The 21,617-nt window shown below is 69.4% G+C and carries 24 protein-coding genes and 1 tRNA gene; 14 read left to right on the top strand and 11 right to left on the bottom strand.

The features are described 5' to 3' along the window. Nucleotides 1–22: 22 nt before the first annotated feature. The gene (locus FOZ76_RS21770) at nucleotides 23–2,374 is read right to left on the bottom strand and encodes a DNA translocase FtsK (protein WP_143950366.1); all 2,352 of its coding nucleotides are present in this window, start codon (nucleotides 2,372–2,374) and stop codon (nucleotides 23–25) included. 151 nt (nucleotides 2,375–2,525) lie between these two features. Here FOZ76_RS21770 and trxB point away from each other — a divergent pair, with 151 nt between their 5' ends. After that, on the top strand, nucleotides 2,526–3,485 hold the full coding sequence (trxB, locus tag FOZ76_RS21765; RefSeq protein ID WP_143950365.1) for a thioredoxin-disulfide reductase: 960 nt from the start codon (nucleotides 2,526–2,528) through the stop codon (nucleotides 3,483–3,485). Continuing rightward, nucleotides 3,469–4,167 carry a Smr/MutS family protein gene (locus FOZ76_RS21760; RefSeq protein WP_143950364.1) on the top strand — a complete coding sequence of 233 codons (699 nt, stop codon included), beginning with the start codon at nucleotides 3,469–3,471 and terminating at the stop codon, nucleotides 4,165–4,167. Before trxB ends, FOZ76_RS21760 begins: the two co-directional genes overlap by 17 nt. Before the next feature lie 219 nt (nucleotides 4,168–4,386). Here the strand turns inward: FOZ76_RS21760 and FOZ76_RS21755 are convergent, their stop codons facing one another. The 4 genes from FOZ76_RS21755 to FOZ76_RS21740 all read right to left on the bottom strand — a co-directional run bounded on the left by FOZ76_RS21755 (nucleotide 4,387) and on the right by FOZ76_RS21740 (nucleotide 7,424). Further along, nucleotides 4,387–4,725 carry a P-II family nitrogen regulator gene (locus FOZ76_RS21755; RefSeq protein WP_143950363.1) on the bottom strand — a complete coding sequence of 113 codons (339 nt, stop codon included), beginning with the start codon at nucleotides 4,723–4,725 and terminating at the stop codon, nucleotides 4,387–4,389. 58 nt (nucleotides 4,726–4,783) lie between these two features. After that, the gene (locus FOZ76_RS21750; protein WP_246129732.1) at nucleotides 4,784–5,254 is read right to left on the bottom strand and encodes a GDYXXLXY domain-containing protein; all 471 of its coding nucleotides are present in this window, start codon (nucleotides 5,252–5,254) and stop codon (nucleotides 4,784–4,786) included. An 83-nt stretch (nucleotides 5,255–5,337) separates the two neighbouring features. After that, on the bottom strand, nucleotides 5,338–6,441 hold the full coding sequence (locus FOZ76_RS21745; protein WP_143950361.1) for a DUF4401 domain-containing protein: 1,104 nt from the start codon (nucleotides 6,439–6,441) through the stop codon (nucleotides 5,338–5,340). Continuing rightward, on the bottom strand, nucleotides 6,438–7,424 hold the full coding sequence (locus tag FOZ76_RS21740; protein WP_170235569.1) for a DUF2157 domain-containing protein: 987 nt from the start codon (nucleotides 7,422–7,424) through the stop codon (nucleotides 6,438–6,440). Before FOZ76_RS21740 ends, FOZ76_RS21745 begins: the two co-directional genes overlap by 4 nt. Nucleotides 7,425–7,524: 100 nt before the next feature. Between FOZ76_RS21740 and FOZ76_RS21735 the strand changes: the two genes are divergently transcribed. Then, nucleotides 7,525–8,040 carry a flavodoxin family protein gene (locus FOZ76_RS21735; RefSeq protein WP_143950359.1) on the top strand — a complete coding sequence of 172 codons (516 nt, stop codon included), beginning with the start codon at nucleotides 7,525–7,527 and terminating at the stop codon, nucleotides 8,038–8,040. Between the two features lie 50 nt (nucleotides 8,041–8,090). On the opposite strand, the gene FOZ76_RS21730 is transcribed toward FOZ76_RS21735, so the two are convergent. From FOZ76_RS21730 to aroC, 3 genes are all read right to left on the bottom strand, one after another. Continuing rightward, nucleotides 8,091–8,441 carry a RidA family protein gene (locus FOZ76_RS21730; RefSeq protein WP_143950358.1) on the bottom strand — a complete coding sequence of 117 codons (351 nt, stop codon included), beginning with the start codon at nucleotides 8,439–8,441 and terminating at the stop codon, nucleotides 8,091–8,093. Nucleotides 8,442–8,565: 124 nt separating this feature from the next. Further along, nucleotides 8,566–9,393: a M48 family metallopeptidase gene (locus tag FOZ76_RS21725; RefSeq protein ID WP_425473334.1), complete on the bottom strand. Its 828-nt coding sequence runs from the start codon at nucleotides 9,391–9,393 to the stop codon at nucleotides 8,566–8,568. Nucleotides 9,394–9,407: 14 nt separating this feature from the next. Next, nucleotides 9,408–10,505, bottom strand: a complete 1,098-nt coding sequence (gene aroC / locus FOZ76_RS21720) for a chorismate synthase (protein WP_143950356.1) — start codon at nucleotides 10,503–10,505, stop codon at nucleotides 9,408–9,410. A 181-nt stretch (nucleotides 10,506–10,686) separates the two neighbouring features. Here aroC and FOZ76_RS21715 point away from each other — a divergent pair, with 181 nt between their 5' ends. Continuing rightward, a complete protein-coding gene (locus FOZ76_RS21715) occupies nucleotides 10,687–11,535 on the top strand; it encodes a universal stress protein (RefSeq protein ID WP_143950355.1) in 849 nt (282 codons plus the stop codon). Between the two features lie 324 nt (nucleotides 11,536–11,859). On the opposite strand, the gene FOZ76_RS21710 is transcribed toward FOZ76_RS21715, so the two are convergent. After that, nucleotides 11,860–11,936, bottom strand: a tRNA-Met gene (locus tag FOZ76_RS21710). Between the two features lie 215 nt (nucleotides 11,937–12,151). Between FOZ76_RS21710 and FOZ76_RS21705 the strand changes: the two genes are divergently transcribed. After that, nucleotides 12,152–12,403: a cold-shock protein gene (locus FOZ76_RS21705; protein WP_143950354.1), complete on the top strand. Its 252-nt coding sequence runs from the start codon at nucleotides 12,152–12,154 to the stop codon at nucleotides 12,401–12,403. Beyond that, on the top strand, nucleotides 12,400–12,846 hold the full coding sequence (locus tag FOZ76_RS21700; RefSeq protein ID WP_143950353.1) for a DUF192 domain-containing protein: 447 nt from the start codon (nucleotides 12,400–12,402) through the stop codon (nucleotides 12,844–12,846). Before FOZ76_RS21705 ends, FOZ76_RS21700 begins: the two co-directional genes overlap by 4 nt. A 115-nt stretch (nucleotides 12,847–12,961) precedes the next feature. Here the strand turns inward: FOZ76_RS21700 and xseA are convergent, their stop codons facing one another. Next, nucleotides 12,962–14,311, bottom strand: a complete 1,350-nt coding sequence (xseA, locus tag FOZ76_RS21695; RefSeq protein ID WP_143950352.1) for an exodeoxyribonuclease VII large subunit — start codon at nucleotides 14,309–14,311, stop codon at nucleotides 12,962–12,964. A gap of 296 nt (nucleotides 14,312–14,607) precedes the next feature. Here xseA and FOZ76_RS21690 point away from each other — a divergent pair, with 296 nt between their 5' ends. The 8 genes from FOZ76_RS21690 (at nucleotide 14,608) to murJ (ending at nucleotide 21,073) form a co-directional block, all read left to right on the top strand. Further along, nucleotides 14,608–15,225: a MotA/TolQ/ExbB proton channel family protein gene (locus FOZ76_RS21690; RefSeq protein ID WP_143950351.1), complete on the top strand. Its 618-nt coding sequence runs from the start codon at nucleotides 14,608–14,610 to the stop codon at nucleotides 15,223–15,225. Next, the gene (locus FOZ76_RS21685; protein WP_143950350.1) at nucleotides 15,222–15,638 is read left to right on the top strand and encodes an ExbD/TolR family protein; all 417 of its coding nucleotides are present in this window, start codon (nucleotides 15,222–15,224) and stop codon (nucleotides 15,636–15,638) included. The genes FOZ76_RS21690 and FOZ76_RS21685 overlap by 4 nt, the downstream gene beginning before the upstream one ends. After that, entirely contained in the window at nucleotides 15,635–16,714 is a 1,080-nt protein-coding gene (gene lpxK / locus FOZ76_RS21680) for a tetraacyldisaccharide 4'-kinase (RefSeq protein ID WP_143950349.1), read from the top strand. Before FOZ76_RS21685 ends, lpxK begins: the two co-directional genes overlap by 4 nt. Continuing rightward, the gene (locus FOZ76_RS21675; RefSeq protein WP_143950348.1) at nucleotides 16,695–16,895 is read left to right on the top strand and encodes a Trm112 family protein; all 201 of its coding nucleotides are present in this window, start codon (nucleotides 16,695–16,697) and stop codon (nucleotides 16,893–16,895) included. Before lpxK ends, FOZ76_RS21675 begins: the two co-directional genes overlap by 20 nt. A 20-nt stretch (nucleotides 16,896–16,915) precedes the next feature. Further along, nucleotides 16,916–17,677: a 3-deoxy-manno-octulosonate cytidylyltransferase gene (gene kdsB / locus FOZ76_RS21670; protein ID WP_143950695.1), complete on the top strand. Its 762-nt coding sequence runs from the start codon at nucleotides 16,916–16,918 to the stop codon at nucleotides 17,675–17,677. A gap of 176 nt (nucleotides 17,678–17,853) precedes the next feature. Beyond that, on the top strand, nucleotides 17,854–18,507 hold the full coding sequence (gene adk, locus FOZ76_RS21665; RefSeq protein WP_143950347.1) for an adenylate kinase: 654 nt from the start codon (nucleotides 17,854–17,856) through the stop codon (nucleotides 18,505–18,507). Between the two features lie 73 nt (nucleotides 18,508–18,580). Continuing rightward, nucleotides 18,581–19,339: a 3-hydroxyacyl-CoA dehydrogenase gene (locus FOZ76_RS21660; RefSeq protein WP_143950346.1), complete on the top strand. Its 759-nt coding sequence runs from the start codon at nucleotides 18,581–18,583 to the stop codon at nucleotides 19,337–19,339. 180 nt (nucleotides 19,340–19,519) lie between these two features. After that, nucleotides 19,520–21,073 carry a murein biosynthesis integral membrane protein MurJ gene (gene murJ, locus FOZ76_RS21655; RefSeq protein WP_143950345.1) on the top strand — a complete coding sequence of 518 codons (1,554 nt, stop codon included), beginning with the start codon at nucleotides 19,520–19,522 and terminating at the stop codon, nucleotides 21,071–21,073. A gap of 9 nt (nucleotides 21,074–21,082) precedes the next feature. Here the strand turns inward: murJ and FOZ76_RS21650 are convergent, their stop codons facing one another. Beyond that, on the bottom strand, nucleotides 21,083–21,604 hold the full coding sequence (locus tag FOZ76_RS21650) for a DUF2244 domain-containing protein (protein ID WP_170235568.1): 522 nt from the start codon (nucleotides 21,602–21,604) through the stop codon (nucleotides 21,083–21,085). Nucleotides 21,605–21,617: the final 13 nt, after the last annotated feature.

The following is a 21,617-nucleotide window of genomic DNA, read 5'->3' as shown; positions in this document are numbered from 1 at the left end:
AACCCTCTCAGGAGGCGCGGGATCACTCTTCCCGATTGGGAACCAGGATCTCGCGATTGCCGTTGGACTGCATCGGCGAAACCATGCCGGCCTGCTCCATCTGCTCGAGCAGGCGCGCGGCGCGGTTGTAGCCGATGCGCAAGTGCCGCTGCACCAGCGAAATCGATGCCCGGCGCGTCTTGAGCACGACTTCGACCGCCTGATCGTACATGGGGTCGGCCTCGGCATCGGCAAGACCGCCGGCCACGCCGCCCTCGCCGGCATCGGCGTCCCCGCCTTCGAGCAGGCCTTCGATGTAGTCCGGTTCGCCCTGCTCCTTCAGCCGCTCGACCACGCGGTGCACCTCGTCATCGGACACGAAGGCGCCGTGCACGCGCAGCGGCAGGCCGGTGCCCGGCGGCATGTAGAGCATGTCGCCCTGGCCGAGCAGCGCCTCGGCGCCCATCTGGTCGAGGATGGTGCGCGAATCGATCTTGGACGACACCTGGAAGGCGATGCGGGTGGGGATGTTGGCCTTGATGAGGCCGGTGATCACGTCCACGCTCGGACGCTGAGTGGCGAGCACGAGGTGGATGCCCGCCGCGCGCGCTTTCTGCGCCAACCGGGCGATCAGCTCCTCGATCTTCTTGCCGACCACCATCATGAGGTCCGCAAGCTCGTCGATGACCACCACGATCATGGGCAGCGTGCCCAACGGCTCGGGATTGTCCGGCGTGAGCGAGAACGGGTTGGGGATGGGCTCCTCGCGCTTGATCGCATCGTTGATCTTGACGTTGTAGCCGGCCAGGTTGCGCACCCCCATCTTGCTCATGAGCTTGTAGCGCTTCTCCATCTCGGCCACGCACCAGTTCAGCGCGTTGGCCGCCTGGCGCATGTCCGTGACCACCGGTGCGAGCAGGTGCGGAATGCCCTCGTAGACGCTCATTTCGAGCATCTTGGGGTCGATCAGGATCAGACGCACTTCGCTGGCGTCGGCCTTGTAGAGCAAGGACAGGATCATGGCGTTGATCCCCACCGACTTGCCAGAACCGGTGGTGCCCGCCACCAGCAGGTGGGGCATCCTGGCCAGGTCGGCCACGGAAGGGTTGCCGGCGATGTCCTTGCCCAGGGCCAGCGTGAGCACGGAATGGCTGGCGTGATAGACCTGCGAGCCCAGGATCTCGGACAGGCGCACCGTCTGCCGGCGCGGATTGGGCAGCTCCAGGCCCATCAGGTTCTTGCCTGGAATGGTCTCGACGACCCGGATGCTCACCAGGCTCAACGCGCGCGCCAGGTCCTTGGCGAGGTTGACGATCTGGCTGCCCTTGACGCCGACGGCCGGTTCGATCTCGTAGCGCGTGATGACCGGCCCGGGCTGCGCCGCTATGACGGTGACCTCGACGCCGAAATCGGCCAGCTTTTTCTCGATGAGGCGCGAGGTGAACTCCAGCGTCTCGGCCGGCATGATCTCCTGCGCGGCCGACGGCTCGTCGAGCAGGCTGAGCGCGGGCAGGCTGGTGCCGTCGCGCGGGCTCACGAACAATTCGGGCTGGCGTTCGCGCTCGCGCTCCTTCTTCTGCCGCTTGGAAGCCGCGACTTCGGTGATGGCCGGCTCGATGCGCACCGGCTGCTCGTGGGTGAGCTTCTCCTGCTTGACCACCACCTGCTCAGTACGCTCGGCCTGGGCCAGCACGCCGGCGCGCCGATCCTGCCAGGCATCGTAGCTCTGGGTGATCCAGGCCAGCAGCGCCTCGCCGCGGCGCCCGAGGCGCTCGGACAAGGCGAGCCAGGAAAACCCGAAGAACAGGCTCAGACCCACGGCCAGCATCACCAGGAAGGTGAGCGTGCCGCCGGTGAAACCGACCATGCGGTGCACATAGGCCGCCAGCGCCTGCCCGATCACGCCGCCGCTGCCGGCGGGCAGATCCTGGCCATAGGAGCCCAGCCGCAAGGCCTCGATGCCGACCGAGCCCAGCAGCAGCAGGACGAAGCCCACGGCCTGCTCCCAACGCACGCGGGGCAGAACTTCCGGCTGGCCGGGGTGTCTGAGCAGCTCGACCAGACGCAGGTAGCCCGCGCGCACGCGGTGCAGCAGCAGCACCACCCACCACCAGGCCGACATGCCGAAGAGGTAGAGCAGCATGTCCGACATCCAGGCGCCCAGCCTGCCGCCGTGATTGTGGATGCGCTCGACCACCGCCGCATGCGACCAGCCGGGATCGGCCGGGTGATAGCTGGCAAGCACCAGCCCCAGCCAGGCGGCGAGCGTCGCGAACACCAGCCAGCGCGCCTCGCGCAGCAGAGCGGAAAGACGGGAAGGCAGCCCCGACGCAGGGGGCGCATTGTTGCGGGTGTTGCGCGAAGCGCGCGAGGAAGCGGATGCAGGTCGAGCCATCCGACGATTATAAGAGTGCCCGCCTGTATCACGGTCGAGCAAGCGTGACTTCCCGTTACATGCGATTCGCCTCGCCTGCCGCGCCAAGCGCTCGTCCGCACTTTTCTATAATGGTCGAATCGACTTTCACCGCCCCGAGGTATTCGTCTCCATGTCCACACCGAAACACGCCAAGGTTCTGATTCTCGGTTCCGGTCCCGCTGGCTACACCGCGGCGGTCTACGCCGCGCGGGCCAACCTGAACCCCGTGCTCATCACTGGCGTCGCCCAGGGCGGGCAGCTCATGACCACCACCGAAGTGGACAACTGGCCGGCCGACTTCGCCGGCGTGCAGGGGCCGGACCTGATGCAGCGCTTCCAGCGGCACGCCGAACGCTTCAACACGGAAATCATCTTCGACCACATCCACACCGTCCACCTCGGCGAGCGCCCGCTGCGCCTGGTGGGCGATTCCGGCACCTATACCTGCGACGCGCTGATCATTGCGACCGGCGCCTCGGCGCGCTATCTGGGCCTGCCGTCCGAGCAGACGTTCATGGGCAAGGGCGTGTCGGCCTGCGCGACCTGCGACGGCTTTTTCTACCGCAACAAGGACGTGGCCGTCGTCGGCGGCGGCAACACGGCGGTCGAAGAAGCGCTGTATCTCACCAACCTGTGCCGCACCGTCACGGTGGTGCATCGCCGCGACAAGTTCCGCGCCGAGCCCATCCTGGTCGATCACCTCAAGGAGAAGGCCGCCGAAGGCAAGGTCAAGTTCGCGTATTTCCACGAGCTCGACGAAGTCCTGGGCGACGACACCGGCGTGACCGGCGCCAGGCTGCGCGACAACCGTTCGGGCGAGTCCAAGGACATCGCCGTGGACGGCGTGTTCGTGGCCATCGGCCACACGCCCAACACCGGCATCTTCGAGGGCCAGCTCGAGATGAAGGACGGCTACATCGTCACCCGCAGCGGCCTGCAGGGCATGGCGACCATGACCTCCGTGCCCGGCGTGTTCGCTGCCGGCGACGTGCAGGATCACGTCTATCGCCAGGCCATCACCAGCGCCGGCACCGGCTGCATGGCGGCGCTGGACGCCCAGCGCTGGCTGGAGAATGAAAAAGCGGCGTAAACCGGCGGCCACGGCGGCGCCCGCCGGCCACGCCCCGCCCCCGCCGCTGAACGCGGCGTTCGCGGGGCTCAAGGGCATGCAGCGCGAGTTGCAGACCCGACGCCGCGCCGAGGCCGAGGCCGCCGCCCGTCAGCGGCACGACGAGGCGCGGCGCGAGCGCGAGGCCGACATGTTCCGCCGCGCCGTCGGCCGGGTGACGCCGCTCAAGCCGAACGGACGCGCCGAGCGCTCGCTTGTCCCGCCGCCTGCCCTGCCCCTGCAACGCTGGGCCGACGACGACGCCGTGCTGCGCGAGAGCGTGTCGGACGAGTACGGCGCCGAATGGCTACTGGAATCGGACGAAACCCTTTCGCATCGGCGCGCGGGCCTCGGGCCGGACGTCGTGCGGCGGCTGCGACGCGGGCACTGGACCGTGTCCGCACAGATCGACCTGCACGGCCTGCGCGTGGACGAGGCGCGCGACGCCTTGGGCGAGTTCCTGCGCGCCTGCGTGCGCCGCGAGCAGCGCTGCGTGCGCATCATCCACGGCAAAGGCCTGGGTTCGGTGAACCGCACGCCGGTGCTCAAGGAGAAAGTGCGCCGCTGGCTCACGCAGAAGGACGAGGTGCTGGCCTTCGTGGAGGCCCGCCCCAACGATGGCGGCGCCGGTGTGGTGCTGGCATTGCTCAAGGCGAGCCCCTGAGGATCGCCTGGCTCAAGGCAAGCTCTTGGGCGTCTCGGCTGCTTCGCCGCGGACAATGCGAATGCGCCCGGCATGGGGCCGGGCGCGCAGCGTTCTGTGGGCCTGCCCGCAGCGGGCAGGCCCGGCCCCGGCCGACGTCTGGCCGACCGGCGCAAGAAACCTGGTATCGAACCGCATCGGGGCCGTGCCGAAGGCGTGCGGCTCCGAGCCCGCTCGCAACTAGACGGCGTCGTCGCCGGTTTCGCCGGTACGGATGCGGATGACCTGCTCGATGGGCGACACGAAGATCTTGCCGTCGCCGATCTTGCCGGTGTGGGCGGCCTTGATGATGGCTTCGCAGGCCTGCTCGACGAGCCCGTCGGAAATCACCAGCTCGATACGGACCTTGGGCAGGAAATCGACGACGTACTCGGCGCCGCGATACAGTTCGGTATGGCCCTTCTGGCGGCCGAAACCCTTGACTTCGGTGACGGTCAGGCCGTTGACGCCGATCTCGCCCAGCGCTTCGCGCACCTCGTCGAGTTTGAACGGCTTGATGATGGCGGTGATCTGCTTCACGGTACAAACTCCGAAAGTTGGGCAGCGCCCGCTCTTGGCGGGCGCCGGGGGCTGGATTTTATAGCGGTGCGAGGTCTGCGTCGCGCAGGCCGCTCAGCAACGCCCGCCCGTCCGGTGCAATGCGCAATTCCCCATACCGGGCGGCAGCAAAATACGCGCCCCTGCCTTCTTCGAAGAAAAAGGCGCCGGGAGCGACATCGACACGGCCATGGCGCCACTCATACCGCAACGCAACCTCGCCGTCAAGCAGAGGGACAGCGCCGGACTGCAGGCGCTGGAATGTTGCGACGCGATCGGCATCGACCGCCAGCACGGCATAGGCCGGCGCGGGGGCTTCCCGACCTTGATCACCGCCGCCGCCGCGCTGCAATACCGCCTCGATCTCGGCCTCCAGCGCGAAGCGCAAGGCCATATAGTCGCCCTGCATCAGCGAACGCGGGTCGACCGGGGCAAGCTGCAGCAGGACCACCTGGCCGGTGCGCAGGATGGCTTCGTTGCGCCAGATGCCGGCGTTGGCCACCACCAGCACGAGCAGCAACCCGGCGAGTACCCACGCCCGCCAGCCGCGCCGGGGGCCGCCCGCGGATGCCCGCTGCGTATTGCGCCCTGCCGTCATGGCCGGCCCTCCCCGTTGCCCTGCGGCGAACGTGCGGCGTCACGCCAGGGGATGCGCGCCAGCACCATGCCCGCGACCAGCACGACCGATCCCGCCACGGCCAGCCAGCCCGATTTTTCGAGCAGCGGCAGGTGCAGCAGATAGTAGTACCTGGCCAGGCAGGACAGCACCGTGGCGAGCCCGACCGCCATCAGCACCAGCCGGGAATGCGCCACACCCAGCACGAGCAGCGTGACGCCCAGGGCAATGCCCGGTGCCGTCACGAAGACGGGGATGAGCAGCAGCAGCATCGCACCCACCACGACCCGGGCGCGCGCGCCGGGCGGCGCTGCGTAACGGGCTTCGGGCACGAAGGTCACGGCGACCCAGGCGAGCAGGGGCAGCACACCGGCGGCAGCGCCCGCCCACAGCCGCACGCGGGACAGCGCAGCGAACTCCTCCGGCGCCATGCCGCCCGGCAGGCCGTCGAAAAACCAGAGCGCCACTATGCTGGCGAAGGTTGCGGCCCAGGCGGCCGGCTCCAGGCCGGCGGCCCAGCGCGGCGGCAGCCAGGCTTCGCTGCGCCAGAGCAGCGCGGTGCAGACCATCAGCGCGGCGCTACCCGCGGCGAGGTTGGGCAGGCCCCAGGTGAAACGCTCGCCCGCCATGGTGATCATCAGAAAGGCCAGCGCGAAAACCAGGCCGCACAGCAGGCGGTTCACGTAGACCGGGCCGGCGACGTAGCTGGCCAGGGCCAAGGCCGCCACGGCCCACCAGCCCCAGGCATCATCCCACAAGGTACCCACGGCCACCGCCAGCCCCGCAAGGACCACCGCCGTCCCGAGCTGCGGCACGAACACACCGCCGCGGCCGGCGCGCATGAGCGCGCAGCCGACGACGCAACCGCCCACGGCAAGCCCCAGGGCGGTCTGCGGCTCACCCAGCACGTCGTTGAAGATCAGGGCGAAGAGCGGCAGCAGCAGGCACGCGGCCAGCCACGCAGCCACACCCTGCACCAGGCGCACGTACCACGCAACCTCGCCCTCGGGCGCAGCGCCGTGCCACCACCCCCGGGCCTGGAGCGCCTCGCGCAGATGCCCGCTGTCGGCCGGACCGCTCATGGCTCGGCCCCGTTACCGCCCAGGCTGCGCAGCCACTTTGCCGCCAGGGCCGCCTGCGCCAGCACCAGCACCGCCAGCATGGTGGCGGAGGCCACCACGTCGCTGGTGGTGTCCAGCACGCGCACGCCGAGGTGTACGGTCACCATCACGATCACGTTCAGCAGCACGAGCGCAAGGATGACGAGGTCGCGGCGCGCACGGAGAAAGTACAGCAGCAGCCCCCCGCAGCAGCCGAGCCAGACCAGCCAGCTCCAGCCGCCATGCGCGCGGACCAGGAAATTCGGCAAGGCCAGTACGCTGACGCCGGTGAGCAGGGCCAGCACGATCAGGCGCGGACCGGCGTTGCGCCCCGCGAGCCAGGCCAGCCGCCCGCGGGCCACCTCCCACGCGGCGAGCCCGAGCAGATTGCCGGCGGCAAACGCCACGGCGAATACCGTGCCGTGCAGATGCGTGTCGGCCCACAGCCAGAGCCCGATCTCGGCGACCGCGGCGAACAGCAGCCAGGTCGCGGCCTGGCGCGAGGCGAACGTCCAGGGCAGCATCAGCGCGGCCCAGAGCACGAACAGTTGCCAGGGATCGGCCCCCAACTGGTAGACCTGGCCAATGAGAGCCAGCAGCACACCGATGAGGGCGCAAGCCAGCCAGAGCGCGAGGGATGCGAGCACCGGCCAGCGCCGCCCCGCGCAGAAGGCCACCGCCGCGGCGAGCACGAGCGCCGCCTCGGCCAGACCGAGCCGCGCAAAGCGGCCCATGGCCGACCAGTTCGCCGCGAAGAAGGTCACGGCGGCAGCGGCGATCAGACACACGCCGAGCCAGCCGCACAGGGCGAGCCAGAAGCGTCGCCAGTCGGCAGCGCCGGGAGGATCGCCCACCCATGCCCGCGCCGTCCGGAGCCCGGCGGCATCCAGGTGCCCCTGCGCGGCCCAGCGCAGCAACGCGCGCTGCTGGCGGCTGCTTTGGTACCATGACTGCCAACTGTCCAACCTTGTCTCCCGACGGGCGGCAGCGCATTGCCGATGCCGCACTTGCCCAGGCGGAGTCCACCTCCCCCTGCCGGCTCCTGGTTAATTAACACGGAACGCCATGAGTCTCCAATCCCGTTCGCCGCGCCTGCTCATCGTGTGGCATTCGCGCACCGGCGCGGCCAGGCAGATGGCGCAGGCCGCCGCGGACGGCGCGCACGCGGCCGCCGACGCCATGGACGAGGCGCTGGACGTGCATCTGCTGGCTGCCGACGAGGTGCAGGCGGACAGCCTGCTGGAGGCCGACGCCTATCTCTTCTGTGCGCCGGAGAACCTGGCCACGCTGAGCGGCGAGATGAAAGCGTTCTTCGATCGAAACTACTACGCGGTACTGGACGCCATCGCCGGGCGTGCCTACGCGGTGATGATCGCCGCCGGCACCGACGGTGAAGGCGCGCGCCGGCAGGTCGAGCGCATCGCCAGTGGCTGGCGGCTGCGCGCAGCCGCCCCGCCCTTCGTGTATCGCAACGGCGCCCAGACACCCGAGGCGATCCTCGCGCCCAAGACCGTTGCGCCGGACGTGCTCGCGCAATGCGGGGAGATCGGCGGCACGCTGGCCGCCGGCCTGCTGCTGTAGCAGCCGCACCACCTGCGAAGGAAGACGCCGCGCGGGCGGCGCGCGCCGGCTCAGACGATCGCCGCGGTGACGACGATCTCGACCTTGAAGGCGGGATTGGCGAGCTTGGCCTCGACGGTGGCGCGGGCAGGCGTGTTGCCCTGGGCGACCCAGGCGTCCCAGACGCTGTTCATGCCGGCGAAATCGCCCATGTCGGCCAGGAAGATCTGCGTGGAGAGCAGCTTGGTCTTGTCGGTGCCCGCTTCGGCAAGCAGCTTGTCGATCGCGTCCAGCACCTGACGCGTCTGGCCCGCGATGTCCAGCGTGCCATCCTCGGGCACCTGGCCGGCCAGATAGGCTACGTTGTTGAACACCACCACTTCGGACATGCGCTTGCCTGCGCCGAGTCGCTCGATCTTCATGAATCAAATCCTATGCGTTGATTGAAGCGGCCGCGCGCGTAGCGCGTCGACGGCCGGGCGCTGCGGCCTGGCGCCGCCTCGTCCGCCGCCATGATACGACGCGGCCAGCGCTGGGTCGACGTGCTCAGCGCGTCGCCTTCGCCTGCTGGTAGACGGGCATCAGGCGCTCGGCGCGCTGCTGCAGGTCCGCGATCCGGCTCGCCGGCGAGGGGTGGGTGGAGAGGAACTCGACCTGGCCGCCGCCCAGCGCCGCCATCTTCTGCCAGAGCGTGGCCGCGGCCCGCGGATCGTAGCCCGCGCGCGCCGCCAGCTCCAGGCCGATGGCATCGGCCTCGGTTTCCGCCTGGCGGCTGTTGGGCAGGGTGAACATCACGGTCGACAGCGTGTTGCCCAGGTCGGCCGTGGCCTGGCTGCCGGTGACAGCGCCGAGCACCGACAGCCCCAGGTTGGCGGCCATCTGCTGCGACATCTGCTCGCGCGTGTGCTCGCGCAGCGCATGGGCGATTTCGTGGCCGATCACGGCGGCAAGCTCGTCGTCGGTCGGTGTGACCGTCTTGACCAACCCGGTATAGACCGCGATCCGGCCGCCCGGCATGCACCAGGCGTTGACCTCGTCGCTGTCGATCACGTTGACCTGCCACTGCCAGTTCGCTGCGTCGGCGCGGAACGCGGGCACCTGCGCGATGACCCGCTTGGCGATGCCCTGCACGCGGGTGAGCAGCGCCGTGTCCCGATTGAGCTCGCCCTTGGTGCGCGCCTCCTGCAGGGTCTCGGCGTACTGCTGCGCCGCAGCCTGCTCGACCTGCGCCTCGGACACCAGAGCGCTCATGTACTGCTTGCGTTCAATGCCCACCTCGCCGCTGCTGGTGGTCTGGACCGCCGCGCAACCCACTGCGCTCACGAGCGCCAAGGGCGCAAGCATACGGATACCGGCTCGCAACACCATCATCATCTCCTTCACTATGCTCAGGCCACGCTGCCGGGCACGCGGCCCGGCACCTGGACGTCGCCGCACTGCGCACGGTGGCGCAACGCGTGATCCATCAGCACCAGGGCGAGCAGCGCCTCGGCGATCGGCGTGGCGCGGATGCCGACGCAGGGATCATGCCGGCCGTGGGTCTCGACGGTGACCGGCGCGCCGTCCAGGTCGACCGACTGGCGCGGCGTGCGGATGCTGGAGGTGGGCTTGATCGCCAGGCTCACCGTCACCGGCTGGCCGCTGGAGATGCCGCCCAGGATGCCGCCCGCGTTGTTCGACAGGAAACCGGCAGGCGTGATCTCGTCGCCGTGCTCGCTGCCGCGCTGGGAGACGCTCAGCATGCCGGCGCCGATCTCCACACCCTTGACGGCGTTCAGGCCCATCATGGCGTGCGCGAGGTCCGCGTCCAGGCGATCGTAGAGGGGTTCGCCCCAGCCGGGCGGCAGGCCTTCGGCCTCGACGTGGATGCGCGCGCCGACCGAATCGCCGCTCTTGCGCAGCGCGTCCATATAGGACTCGAGCTGGGGAATGATGCTGGCGTTCGCTGCGAAAAAGGCGTTCTCGCCGACGTGGCGCCAATCCTCGAAGGGAATGGCGACGTCGCCGAGCTGGGTCATGCAGCCGCGGATGCGCACGCCATAGCGCTCGGCCAGCCACTTGCGGGCGAGCGCCCCGGCAGCCACGGTGGGCGCGGTCAGGCGCGCCGACGAACGGCCGCCGCCGCGCGGGTCGCGGATGCCGTACTTGTGCCAGTAGGCATAGTCCGCATGACCCGGGCGGAACGTGCGGGCAATGTTGCTGTAGTCCTTGCTGCGCGCATCCTGGTTGCGGATGAGCAGCGCGATCGGCGTGCCGGTGGTCTTGCCTTCGTAGATGCCGGACAGGATCTCGACCGCATCGGGCTCCTGGCGCTGCGTGACGTGGCGCGACGTGCCCGGACGGCGGCGATCGAGCTCGCGCTGGATGTCGGCCACGTCCAGGGCCATACCGGGCGGGCAGCCGTCGATGACACACCCGATCGCCGGGCCGTGCGATTCGCCGAAGTTGGTGACGCAGAAGAGCTTGCCTAGGGTGCTGCCGGACATAGGAGCAAAGCCGGTCGTGTGCCGGCTGGATGACGGGGGACGCGGCCGATTATCGCACCAACGCCGGCACGCTGCGCGCGAGCCCGCCTGCCAACGGGAACCGATGCAGGCCGGCGCGATCTGATATAACTCCAGCGCGGACCTTCGTTCGCAGAGCCTTCTTGTACCCGGAGATCGTGCAATGCCCCTCGACTATCCTAAGAATATTCTGACGTACCGCTTTGCCGACGAAGACCCCGACACCCCGCGCTCGGCTGCGGCGTGCCAGTGGGCCACCTCTCTCGCCGCGCTCTCCGGTGCGCAGATCGAGGCGCTGGTGGCGGTGCAGCACCGCTCCGTACCCAACGTGTTCGGCGCCTCGCTGGTCAAGAACGTGGTGGGCCACGACAACGAGGCCCAGGACGCCGCAGCCAAGAAGGCCGAACAGACCCTGCAGGAAGCCGCCCGGGCCGCCGGCGTCACCGCCGATGTCCGGATCATCGCCGCCGCCCTGCCCGAAGTGCGCGAGAAGGTTCAGGCGCGGGCCCGCCTGAACGACGTCACCGTGATCGACGCTGCGCCCGACGCCAGCGGCATGGAGCGCGAGCTGCTCATCGACGTCATGTTCTACGCCGCGCGGCCGGTGATCGTGGTGCCGCCCAGTGCCAGCCAGGCGTCGCTCGACACCGTGATCGTCGGCTGGGACGGTACCTCGCCCGCCGCGCGCGCCCTGCATGACGCCCTGCCGCTGCTCAAGGGCGCCGGCAAGGTGGAAGTCGTCACCATCACGGGCGACAAGGAGCTCGCCGAAGGCGCCCACGCCAAGGACATCGTGCCGTACCTGCAGCGCCACGGAGTCAACGCCGCGGCCCGCGAACTGACGGCCCAGGGCGATGCGGCGCAGCAGCTACTGCACCACGCCACGTCGAGCAACGCCGGCCTGCTGGTGATCGGCGCCTACGCGCATTCGCGGCTGCGCCAGCTCGTTTTCGGCGGTTTCACCAGCGCCCTGCTGAAGGATTGCCCGGTGCCGCTGATGCTCAGCCACTGACCGGGATACCAGCTTGTCGGCTCTCATTGGGAACGGCCCCGCCGCAGGCCGTCCCAACGGGGCTGGCTTGGCTGCGCGCGGCCGGCCCTTGGAAGAAGTGGTGAACGGGGTAAGCGCAGCGGGAACGAAAAACACGCGGACGCAAAAAAGCCCCTCGATGAGGGGCTTACACTGTCGGCCGATGGCGGTTCCGGCACAACCTACGTCGAACAGCCGTTCAATATATAAAGCGCTCGATTCCGCCATATAACCTCTGCCACTGCAGAGATAGCCCGGCTACTTTACGAGCGCAATGGCCTGACGCATACTAAACGCAAAGAATTCTGGTGGCGCATCAGGGACTCGAACCCCGGACCTGCGGATTATGATTCCGTCGCTCTAACCAACTGAGCTAATGCGCCGTAGAAAGAAAGCAATTATAGACCAAATTTTCCGAGGTGTGTAGTGGGTGTCGAACAATTTCTGCGAGATTCGTGCAGACCTCGGGCTCGGGTAATCCCATGTTGACGTCGGTGCCGCACCCTTCGATGATTTGCGCGGGCACATCGCATGCTCATCCGGCCGCACACTCGCAGCCGTAACAACTCTTCCCGCCACCAAGCCTAAAGGCAAGTCAATGTCTGAAGTATCCAGTGTATCGTCCGCCAACCCGGGCGCGCCTAAAGCCACCGGCACCGTCAAATGGTTCAACGACGCCAAGGGGTTTGGTTTCATCACCCCCGATGACGGCGGCGAAGATCTCTTTGCCCACTTCTCTTCCATCCAGATGACCGGCTTCAAGACACTGAAGGAAGGTCAGCGTGTGGCGTACGAAGTCATACAGGGGCCCAAGGGCAAGCAGGCACTGAACATCACCGCCGCCGCATGAGCCGCGGGTTGTATCGGGCCGCGCTCGCACTCGGCCTCGCCTGTGCCAGCCTCGCTCCGGCCCGCGCCAACGGGCCGGAGCTTCCCGTCATCGCACTGACGGCAGGCATGTACCGGATCGAAGCCGAGGTGGCCGCCACGCCCCAGGAGATGCAGACCGGCCTCATGCACCGCGAATCCCTGCCGGACAGCCGCGGCATGCTGTTCATGTTCCGCCAGCCTGGCACGCAGTGCATGTGGATGCGCAATACGCTCATTCCCCTGTCGGTCGCCTTTCTTCGCGACGACGGCACCATCGTGAACATCGAAGACATGGCGCCGCAGACCGAGACCAGCCACTGCTCCACCGAACCCGTGCGCACGGCGCTGGAGATGAACGCCGGCTGGTTCGACAAGCGCGGGCTCAAGCCGGGTGCCACGATACGCGGCATTCCCATGCGCTGAGCCGGCCTGGTCAACGCGCGCCATGGACCCGGGCCTGGAGCCGCACATGGCTTGAGGCCCGACGCACCAAGCACGCCGGACTCCGGGTGCGGGCAGCGCAGGTCGCCCCCTTGCGTCAGCCGCGCGTGCCCTCCACCGTGACGTCCGCGCCGCCCTGGGCGAAGTCCAGCGACAGGCGCTGCCCATCGCGTAAAGCGCTCGCGCTGCGCACCACCGCGCCAGAGTCGTCGCGCGCGATCGCATAGCCGCGCGCCAGCGTCTCCTGCGGCCCGAGCACCCGCAGGCGCTGCCCGGTGGCCACGAGCCGCTGCTGCAGATCGGCGTGCCGCCATGCCTGTGCTCGCTGCAAGCGGCGCACCAGGCTCTCCAGGCGTTCGCGGCCGCGCTCCACGCGCTGGGTGGGCGGTATCAGGCGCGCCCGCCCGTGTTCGACACGCTGCACCCACTGCGCCAGACGCCATGCCTGAACCTGGCGCAGGCGCCGCGTCCAGGCCTCGAGCCGCTCGCGCTGGTGCGCCAGGCGCTGGCCGGGCCACACCAGGCGGCCAGCGGCGCGGTCCAGCCGCTGGGCCAGCCGCTCCAGCCGGCGCTCCTGGGCCGCCTGCAGCGCGCAGGCATGCGCGCACACCGTCTGCCACAGGTTATCGCGCGGCACGCCCGCCAGCTCGGCGGCGGCAGTGGGCGTGGGCGCACGCACGTCGGCCACGAAATCGGCGATGGTGAAATCCGACTCGTGTCCGACACCGCAGATCACCGGGACGGGGCTGGCCGCGACCGCGCGGGCCACCGCCTCATGATTGAAACCCCACAGGTCTTCGATGCTGCCGCCGCCGCGCACCAGCAGGATCACGTCGACCTCGCCGCGGCGGCTCGCGCGCTCCAGGGCGGCAACGATGCCCGGCGGCGCTTCCATGCCCTGCACCGGGGTCGGGTAAACGAGCACCGAGACATGGGGCAGCCGGCGCGCCAGTGTGCTGAGCACGTCGCGCAGGGCAGCGGCGTGCAGCGAGGTCACCACACCGATGGCGCGCGGCATGGCCGGCGGCACGCGCTTGCGCGCGGCATCGAGCAGGCCCTCGTCCGCCAGCTTCGCCTTCAGGCGCAGGAAGGCCTCGAACAGGTCGCCCTGCCCGGCCCGGCGCATGGCCTGCACCTGCAACTGATAGTCGCCGCGCGGCTCGTACAGCGTGACCCGCGCCCGCACTTCGACCTTGTCGCCGGCGCGCGGCGTGAAGCCGACACTGACCGCCTTGCCGCGGAACATCACGGCGCGCACGCTCGCGCCCGCGTCCTTCAAGGTGAAGTACCAGTGCCCGGAGGCGGCGGCCATGAAGTTGGACACCTCGCCCGTGACCCACACCGGCCCCACGCCCTGCTCGAGCACACCGGCCACCGCGCGATTCAGTGCCGACACGCTGAGCGGACGCTCCGGCGCCACCCTGGTGTCCGAATAGCCAGGGTTCATCGGGCTCTCCCGGCAAGAAGCTTTCCACAGCGGCGCAAAACCTGGATGTCAAGGACCATGCTTGTCATAAATCGGAAATCTTATATAACCCGTTGATTTTTCTTCTGAATCTGGACCGTTTCGAGGTGCGCGCAAAAGCGTCAGCGCCGGCGAGGCCAGGAAATACGCGGCACGGCGGGCTTCCCCACAGCCTTATCCACAGAAAATGTGGATAGTCTGGACGCAAGGGCAACCATCGCACCGCGCCGGCAGACCCGCTACACTTCGGCGTCGTCCACGCCTCGACGCCCCTGCCCATGCTGTCCATCATCCAAGCCGCCGGCTGGCCGATCTGGCCGCTGCTCGCCACCTCGGTCATCGCGCTCGCGCTCATCATCGAGCGGCTGCTCGCCCTGCGCCGTTCGCGCGTGCTGGCGGCCGACCTGCTGAGCGAGGCCAGCCTGCTCGCCACGCGCCCGCAGATTCCGGCCGACGCGCTTGCGCGCATGGAACGATCCAGCGCACTGGGCAGACTGTACGCCAGCGGGCTGCGTGCCCGCCACCTGCCGCGCGCGCGGCTCGAATCGGCCATGGAAGACGCCGGGCGGAGCATCGCACACGAACTCGAACGCTACCTCAATGCGCTCGGCACCATCGCCGCGGTCGCGCCGCTCATGGGCCTGTTCGGGACGGTCATCGGCATGATCGAGATCTTCAGCGGCTGGTCGCCCACCGGCGGCGACCCCGCCCAGCTCGCGCGCGGCATTTCGATCGCACTGTACAACACCGCGCTGGGCATCCTGATCGCGATCCCGGCGCTGATCTTCCAGCGCTGGTTCCGCGCCCGCGTCAGCGAGTACGTGCTCGCGCTGGAACAAGCCGGCGCGCGCCTGCTCGATGCGCTGCGTCCCAACGACAAGGGCGTGGCCGGATGAAGTTCCATCGCCTGCAGCGGCCGCGGGACGAGCCCGAGATCAATCTCGTCCCGCTGATCGACGTGCTCCTGGTGCTGCTGATCTTTCTGACCGCCACCACCACCTTCACCCGCTTCGGCGAACTGGGCATCCAGTTGCCCGCGGCCGCGCAGGCCGGCGAGGCGCCGGCGCCGGAGATCGGCATCACCGTGTTCGCCGACGGGCGCTACCTGCTCGACGGCCAGCCGCAGGCGGCCGGCGTCCAGGCCCTGGCGCAAGCCCTGCGCACGGCCGCCGGCGGCCGGCCGGACAGCCTGGTGGTCGTGTATGCCGACGCCCAGGCCAACCACCAGAGCGTGGTCGACGTCATGCAGGCCGCAAGGCTGGCCGGCCTCGCCCGGCTGAGCTTCGGCACCCGGCAAAGCGCACCATGAACGCGCGCGCACGCGCCGCCCTGGCCGACGCCGTGCAACGCGCCTGGCTGCGGCGCGGCCTGCTGGCACACATGCTGTACCCCCTCTCGGCGCTGGTCCGGCGCCACACCGATGCGAAGCGCCAGCGCCATCTCGCCGACCCGGCGCACCGCTACCGCGCGCCCGTACCGGTCGTCGTGGTCGGCAATCTCTACGTCGGCGGCACCGGCAAGACGCCGCTGCTGCTCGCGCTCGTGCAGGCGCTGCGCAAGCGCGGCTGGCATCCCGGCGTGCTCAGCCGCGGCTACGGCGCCCGATCGGGCGAACAAGCCCGGGTCGGCACCGGCGAACTCGAGCCGCGCCTGTTCGGCGACGAGCCTGCGTTGATCGCCGCGAGCGCCGGCGTGCCGGTCGCCGTGCACCCCCGGCGCGCGCGCGCCGCCCAGGCGCTGCTCGCCGCCCATCCCGAGGTGGACGTGCTGCTGAGCGACGACGGCCTGCAGCACCGGGCGCTGGCGCGCGACGTGGAAATCCTGGTCGAGGACGAACGCGGCATCGGCAACGGCTGGGTCCTGCCCGCGGGGCCGCTGCGCGAGTCGGCCGCGGTGCGCGACAGCGTGGACGCCATCGTCGTCAACGCGGGTTCGGCCGCGCACGTGCCGGCGCACGGGCCCCGGCAGACCGGCATGCACGTGGTTCCGGACGAGGCGACCCGCCTCGTGGATGGACGCCGGGCCGCGCTGGCCGATTTCGCGGCCGGCGCCGGCAAGGTGGCCGCGGCGGCCGGCATCGGCCGTCCCGAGCGATTTTTCGCGGGCCTGCGTGCGGCCGGCGTGCCGCTCGCGATCACGCTGAGCCTGCCCGATCACTACGACTACACCGCCAACCCCTTTGCCGGGCTTGCCGCCGACACGGTGCTGCTCACCGAGAAAGACGCCGTAAAATGCCGGCATCTGCACGACCCGCGGCTGTGGGCGGTCAGCGCTTCGGCCCGATTGACCGACCCCGGCTTCGTCGACTGGCTGCACAGCCGCCTGCTCGCCGCCCGTGCACAGCTACCACTGGATATTCCCCCTCATGGACAAACGCCTGCTTGACATCCTCGTCTGCCCGATCTGCAAGGGACGGCTGCATCGCGACGATACGGGCAACGAACTCATCTGCAAGGCGGATCGCCTGGCGTTCCCCATCCGCGACGGCATCCCCGTCATGCTGGTCGACCAGGCCCGCGAGTACAAACCGGCGGGCACCCGCATCGTCGACGCGGACACGCCGTGAGCGCTGCCGGCTGGATCGCCATGGTCCCCGCGCGTGCCGCCTCCACGCGCCTGCCCGGCAAGGCGCTGGTCGACATCGCCGGCCTGCCCATGGTGGTGCGGGTCGCCCAGCGCGCCGCCCTGAGCGGGGCCGCGCGCGTGGTCGTGGCCACCGACAGCGCCGAGATCCGCGATGTCGTGCACGCCCACGGCCACGAGGCCGTGCTGACTTGCGCCGAACATCCGACCGGCACCGACCGGCTTGCCGAAGCCTGTGCCCTGCTCGGGCTGCCCGAGCAGACCATCGTGGTCAACGTGCAAGGCGACGAGCCCCTCATCGAGCCCGCCCTGATCGCCGCGGTCGCGCAGGCGCTGGCCGATGATCCAGAAGCCAGCATCGCCACCGCGGCCCACCCGGTGGGCCGCGCCGACACGCTGTTCTCGCCCCATGCGGTGAAGGTGGTGTGCGACGCCCGCGACCGCGCCCTGTATTTCTCGCGAGCGCCCATCCCCTGGGCCCGCGACGCGCTGGCCGACGGCGCGCAGCGCCTGGCGCCCGGCCTGGGCGCGCTGCACCACATCGGCCTGTACGCCTACCGCGTGGCCTTCCTGCGGGTGTTCCCCGGGCTGCCGCCGGGCCACCTGGAACGCTGGGAAGCCCTGGAGCAGTTGCGCGCGCTCGAGCACGGCCACGTCATTCGCGTACACCGGACCGATGCGGCCCCTGCACCCGGCGTGGACACGCCCGAGGATCTGGAACGCGTGCGTGCGTTGCTGCAGGCGCAGGCCGGCGGCGGCGCCTGATCGCGTTACGGCCGAATGATGTGGCCGGATGAAAAAACATGATTTGACCGGCAACATGTCGTTATGTAATTCTTAACGGTCGTAAAAATAACGGTTGGAAGAATAAAAAAGGGACAGGCGCGGCTGCCTAGCTCTTTCCGATCACATCCGCGCAACTGCAATCAGGATCTTCATTTATGCGTCTCATCCTTCTTGGCGCGCCCGGTGCGGGCAAAGGCACGCAGGCTACCTTCCTGCGCGAACACTATGGCATCCCGCAGATCTCCACGGGCGACATGCTGCGCGCCGCCGTCAAGGCCGGCACGCCGCTTGGCGTCGAAGCCAAAAAGGTGATGGACGCTGGCGGCCTCATGCCCGACGACATCATCATCGGCCTGGTCAAGGATCGTCTGCGCGAACCCGATTGTCAGAACGGCTACCTCTTCGACGGCTTTCCGCGCACCATCCCGCAGGCCGAGGCCATGAAGGAAGCCGGCGTGGCGATCGACTACGTCGTCGAGGTCGATGTGCCCGAAGAAGAGATCATCGAGCGCATGAGCGGGCGCCGCGTGCACCTGGCCAGCGGCCGCACCTATCACGAGAAACACAACCCGCCCAAGGCGGCGGGCGTGGACGACGTCACGGGTGAGCCCCTGGTGCAGCGCGACGACGACCGCGAGGAAACCGTGCGCAAGCGCCTCGAGGTCTATCGCGACCAGACGCGCCCGTTGATCGACTACTACCAGGACTGGGCCCGGGCCGAACCGGCCAAGGCGCCGCAGTACCGCCGCATCTCCGGCGTCGGCAGCGTCGAGGACATCAAGCGCCGCCTGTTCGAAGCGCTCAAGTAATAATCATCCGCATGAGATGTCCCGGGCGGCCCGGTGCGGGCACGCCCGGGGTCGCCACGACAAGGATAGGGACATGGAAATCGCCAACAAGGTATTCATCGTGACCGGCGGGGCTTCGGGCCTGGGTGCCGGCACGGTGCGCATGCTGGTCGAGAACGGCGCCAAGGTCGTCATCGCCGACGTGCAGGACGAAGCCGGCCAGAAGCTCGCCCAGGAACTGGGCCAGACGTTCGTGCACTGCGACGTCACCTCCGAAGCCGACGGCAAGGCGGTGCTCGCCAAGGCCACCGACGTCGGCACCCTCTTCGGCCTGGTCAACTGCGCCGGCATCGCGCCGGCGGCGCGCACGGTCAACAAGAACGGCGCGCACCCGCTGGAACTCTTCCAGAAGACCATCATGGTCAACCTGGTCGGCAGCTTCAACATGATCCGCCTGGCCGCCGAGGCCATGAGCACCAACGCGCCGGAGCCCACCGGCGAGCGTGGCGTGCTCATCAACACCGCCTCGGTCGCGGCCTTCGACGGCCAGATCGGCCAGGCGGCGTACGCCGCCTCCAAGGGCGGCGTGGTCGGCATGACCCTGCCGATCGCGCGCGATCTGTCCAAGGCCGGCATCCGCTGCATGACCATCGCCCCCGGCATCTTCGGCACGCCCATGATGTTCGGCATGCCCCAGGAAGTGCAGGATTCGCTGGCCGCCAGCGTGCCCTTCCCCTCGCGCCTGGGCACGCCTGCCGACTACGCCAAGCTCGTCAAGCAGATCATCGAGAACGACATGCTCAATGGCGAGACCATCCGCCTGGACGGCGCCATCCGCATGCAGCCCAAGTAAGCCGGGACGCACGCCGCCTGGCAGTACGCAGTCGGCGTGCGTCGCGCTACACTGCCGCCCACGCCCGCTCGCTAGCGGGCGTCTTTTTTCCCGGTGCACGCTGGCCCGGCCCGCCCCAGGGGTGCCGCCGCCGGGCCGGCATTGCACCGGACTTCTCCTGGACCGCCCTCCGACAGCCTCATGGGTCTGCTGCGCTCGACCGCCACCATCAGCGGTCTCACCCTCCTTTCCCGCATCACGGGCCTCGCGCGCGACGTGCTCATCGCCCGCGCCTTTGGCGCCGGTCCGCTCACCGACGCGTTCTGGGTGGCCTTTCGCATTCCCAATCTGCTGCGCCGCCTGTTCGCCGAAGGCGCCTTCTCGCAAGCCTTCGTGCCGATCCTGGGCGCGGCACGCGAGCAGCGCGACGAGGCCGCGGTCCGCCAGTTGCTCGATCGCGTCGCGCTGCTGCTCACGCTCGCCCTGATGCTGGTGGCCGCGCTGGGCATCGTGGCCGCGCCCTGGGTGGTGAGCGCGATGGCGACCGGCATGCGCGACGCCGCGCGCGCCGAAGATTTCTCCGCGGCGGTCTGGATGACGCGCATGATGTTTCCCTACATCGTGTGCATGTCGCTGGTGGCCTTCGCCTCCGGCGTGCTGAACACCTGGCGGCGCTTCGCGGTGCCCGCCTTCACGCCGGTGCTGCTCAACCTCTCGATGATCGCGGCGGCGCTCTGGCTCGCCGATCGCTACGATCCGCCGATCTATGCGCTGGCCGTGGGCGTGATGGCCGGCGGCGTGGCTCAGCTCGCCGTGCAGTGGCTGGCCCTCGCGCGCCTGGGCCTCGCCCCGCGCTGGAGCCTGCGCGCACGCGAGGCCTGGCGCGACCCGACCGTGCGCCACGTGCTGCGCCAGATGCTGCCCGCGACCTTGGGGGTGTCCGTGGCCCAGATCTCCATCATCATCAACACCAACATCGCCACCTGGCTTACTCCCGGCAGCGTGACCTGGCTGTCGTTCGCCGACCGCCTGATGGAGTTTCCGACGGCCCTGCTCGGCGTAGCCCTCGGCACGGTGTTGCTGCCCAGCCTCGCGCGCGCGCACGGTTCGGGCGATACCCGGCAATACAGCGGCCTGCTCGACTGGGGGCTGCGCATGATGCTGCTGGCCGGCATTCCCGCGGCGGCCGGGCTGGCCATGATGGCCGACGCCCTGGTGGCCACGCTGTTTCACTACGGCGCCTTCACCGCAGCCGATGCGAGCCAGACCATGCGCGCGGTGATCGCCTACGCGGTCGGCCTCGCCGGCCTGCTCGCCGTGAAGATCCTCGCTCCCGGCTTCTATGCGCGCCAGGACATCCGCACGCCGGTGCGCATCGCCATCGGCGTGCTGATCGTGACCCAGTTGCTCAACGTGCTGTTCGTGCCGTGGCTGGGCCACGCCGGCCTAGCGCTGTCGATCGGGCTGGCGGCCTGCTGCAACGCGTTCGCCCTGCTCGTCGGGCTGCTGCGCAAGGGCATCTACCGCCCGGCGCCCGGTTGGGGGCTGTTCACCCTGCGCCTGGCGGTCGCGGTGGCCGCCATGGCCGCGGCGCTGGCCGTGGTCAACACGCGCATCGACTGGCTGGCCCTGCAGAGCCAGCCCGGCCTGCGCGTCGGCCTGCTGCTCGCGGTGGTGGCCGGCGGGGCCGTGGTGTATGCCCTCGTGCTGTTCCTCGCCGGCTTTCGTCCGCGGCACTTTCGGCGCCAGGCCTGAATCTGCGCCTCAGCGTGCGCTGCGCTGACGCAGGGCCTGGCGCAGCTCCCGGGCGAAGGCGCGCCGCGCCGGCGGCGCGACCCACAGCCCCAGCGGCATGGCCCGCCTGCCCTCGCACAGCCAGAGCACGTCGCCGCGCCGGCCGCGCCACTCCAGGCGGGCCCAGGCTGCGTTGAAGGCGTGACGGGTCACGACTGCCCCGCGCACCACGTCGACCGTGAGCGCATCGCCATCCAGGCAGACGCACTCGCGATCCAGCGCATGCCGCGCGTAGTACAGCAGCGCGCAGGCAAGGAGCAGGTTCTCAGCGAGGGCGAAGGGCCAGACCAGCCACAGGCCGCGCCAGGAAAAGTAGGCGGCGAACGCGAACGACAGCAAGGTCAGCGACAGGTAGAACAGCGCCACCTGGCGCGGCGACAACGAGCAGTTCTTGCGCAGCAGCCAGCGATGCGGCGCAACGGCGTCGGCACCGCTGGACCGTGCCGCACGCAGCGCATCGCTGCCGACGATTGCATCCTGTTGAGTAGACAAGGTGCCGTGCTCC

The sequence above is a fragment of the Verticiella sediminum genome (genome assembly GCF_007558815.1).
Lineage (GTDB): Bacteria > Pseudomonadota > Gammaproteobacteria > Burkholderiales > Burkholderiaceae_B > Verticiella > Verticiella sediminum.
This window is presented reverse-complemented; position numbering and strand designations above follow the sequence as displayed.

What these genes read in the sequence shown, in the direction of transcription:
- kdsB (WP_143950695.1), top strand. Translation starts at nt 16,916, where the DNA reads ATGGTCCCCGCGCGTGCCGCCTCCACGCGCCTGCCCGGCAAGGCGCTG.
- lpxK (WP_143950349.1), top strand. Translation starts at nt 15,635, where the DNA reads ATGAACGCGCGCGCACGCGCCGCCCTGGCCGACGCCGTGCAACGCGCC.
- FOZ76_RS21690 (WP_143950351.1), top strand. Translation starts at nt 14,608, where the DNA reads ATGCTGTCCATCATCCAAGCCGCCGGCTGGCCGATCTGGCCGCTGCTC.
- FOZ76_RS21675 (WP_143950348.1), top strand. Translation starts at nt 16,695, where the DNA reads ATGGACAAACGCCTGCTTGACATCCTCGTCTGCCCGATCTGCAAGGGA.
- FOZ76_RS21770 (WP_143950366.1), bottom strand. Translation starts at nt 2,374, where the DNA reads ATGGCTCGACCTGCATCCGCTTCCTCGCGCGCTTCGCGCAACACCCGC.
- FOZ76_RS21760 (WP_143950364.1), top strand. Translation starts at nt 3,469, where the DNA reads ATGAAAAAGCGGCGTAAACCGGCGGCCACGGCGGCGCCCGCCGGCCAC.
- FOZ76_RS21660 (WP_143950346.1), top strand. Translation starts at nt 18,581, where the DNA reads ATGGAAATCGCCAACAAGGTATTCATCGTGACCGGCGGGGCTTCGGGC.
- FOZ76_RS21745 (WP_143950361.1), bottom strand. Translation starts at nt 6,441, where the DNA reads ATGAGCGGTCCGGCCGACAGCGGGCATCTGCGCGAGGCGCTCCAGGCC.
- FOZ76_RS21735 (WP_143950359.1), top strand. Translation starts at nt 7,525, where the DNA reads ATGAGTCTCCAATCCCGTTCGCCGCGCCTGCTCATCGTGTGGCATTCG.
- FOZ76_RS21730 (WP_143950358.1), bottom strand. Translation starts at nt 8,441, where the DNA reads ATGAAGATCGAGCGACTCGGCGCAGGCAAGCGCATGTCCGAAGTGGTG.
- adk (WP_143950347.1), top strand. Translation starts at nt 17,854, where the DNA reads ATGCGTCTCATCCTTCTTGGCGCGCCCGGTGCGGGCAAAGGCACGCAG.
- FOZ76_RS21725 (WP_425473334.1), bottom strand. Translation starts at nt 9,393, where the DNA reads ATGATGATGGTGTTGCGAGCCGGTATCCGTATGCTTGCGCCCTTGGCG.
- FOZ76_RS21705 (WP_143950354.1), top strand. Translation starts at nt 12,152, where the DNA reads ATGTCTGAAGTATCCAGTGTATCGTCCGCCAACCCGGGCGCGCCTAAA.
- murJ (WP_143950345.1), top strand. Translation starts at nt 19,520, where the DNA reads ATGGGTCTGCTGCGCTCGACCGCCACCATCAGCGGTCTCACCCTCCTT.
- aroC (WP_143950356.1), bottom strand. Translation starts at nt 10,505, where the DNA reads ATGTCCGGCAGCACCCTAGGCAAGCTCTTCTGCGTCACCAACTTCGGC.
- FOZ76_RS21715 (WP_143950355.1), top strand. Translation starts at nt 10,687, where the DNA reads ATGCCCCTCGACTATCCTAAGAATATTCTGACGTACCGCTTTGCCGAC.
- trxB (WP_143950365.1), top strand. Translation starts at nt 2,526, where the DNA reads ATGTCCACACCGAAACACGCCAAGGTTCTGATTCTCGGTTCCGGTCCC.
- xseA (WP_143950352.1), bottom strand. Translation starts at nt 14,311, where the DNA reads ATGAACCCTGGCTATTCGGACACCAGGGTGGCGCCGGAGCGTCCGCTC.
- FOZ76_RS21700 (WP_143950353.1), top strand. Translation starts at nt 12,400, where the DNA reads ATGAGCCGCGGGTTGTATCGGGCCGCGCTCGCACTCGGCCTCGCCTGT.
- FOZ76_RS21685 (WP_143950350.1), top strand. Translation starts at nt 15,222, where the DNA reads ATGAAGTTCCATCGCCTGCAGCGGCCGCGGGACGAGCCCGAGATCAAT.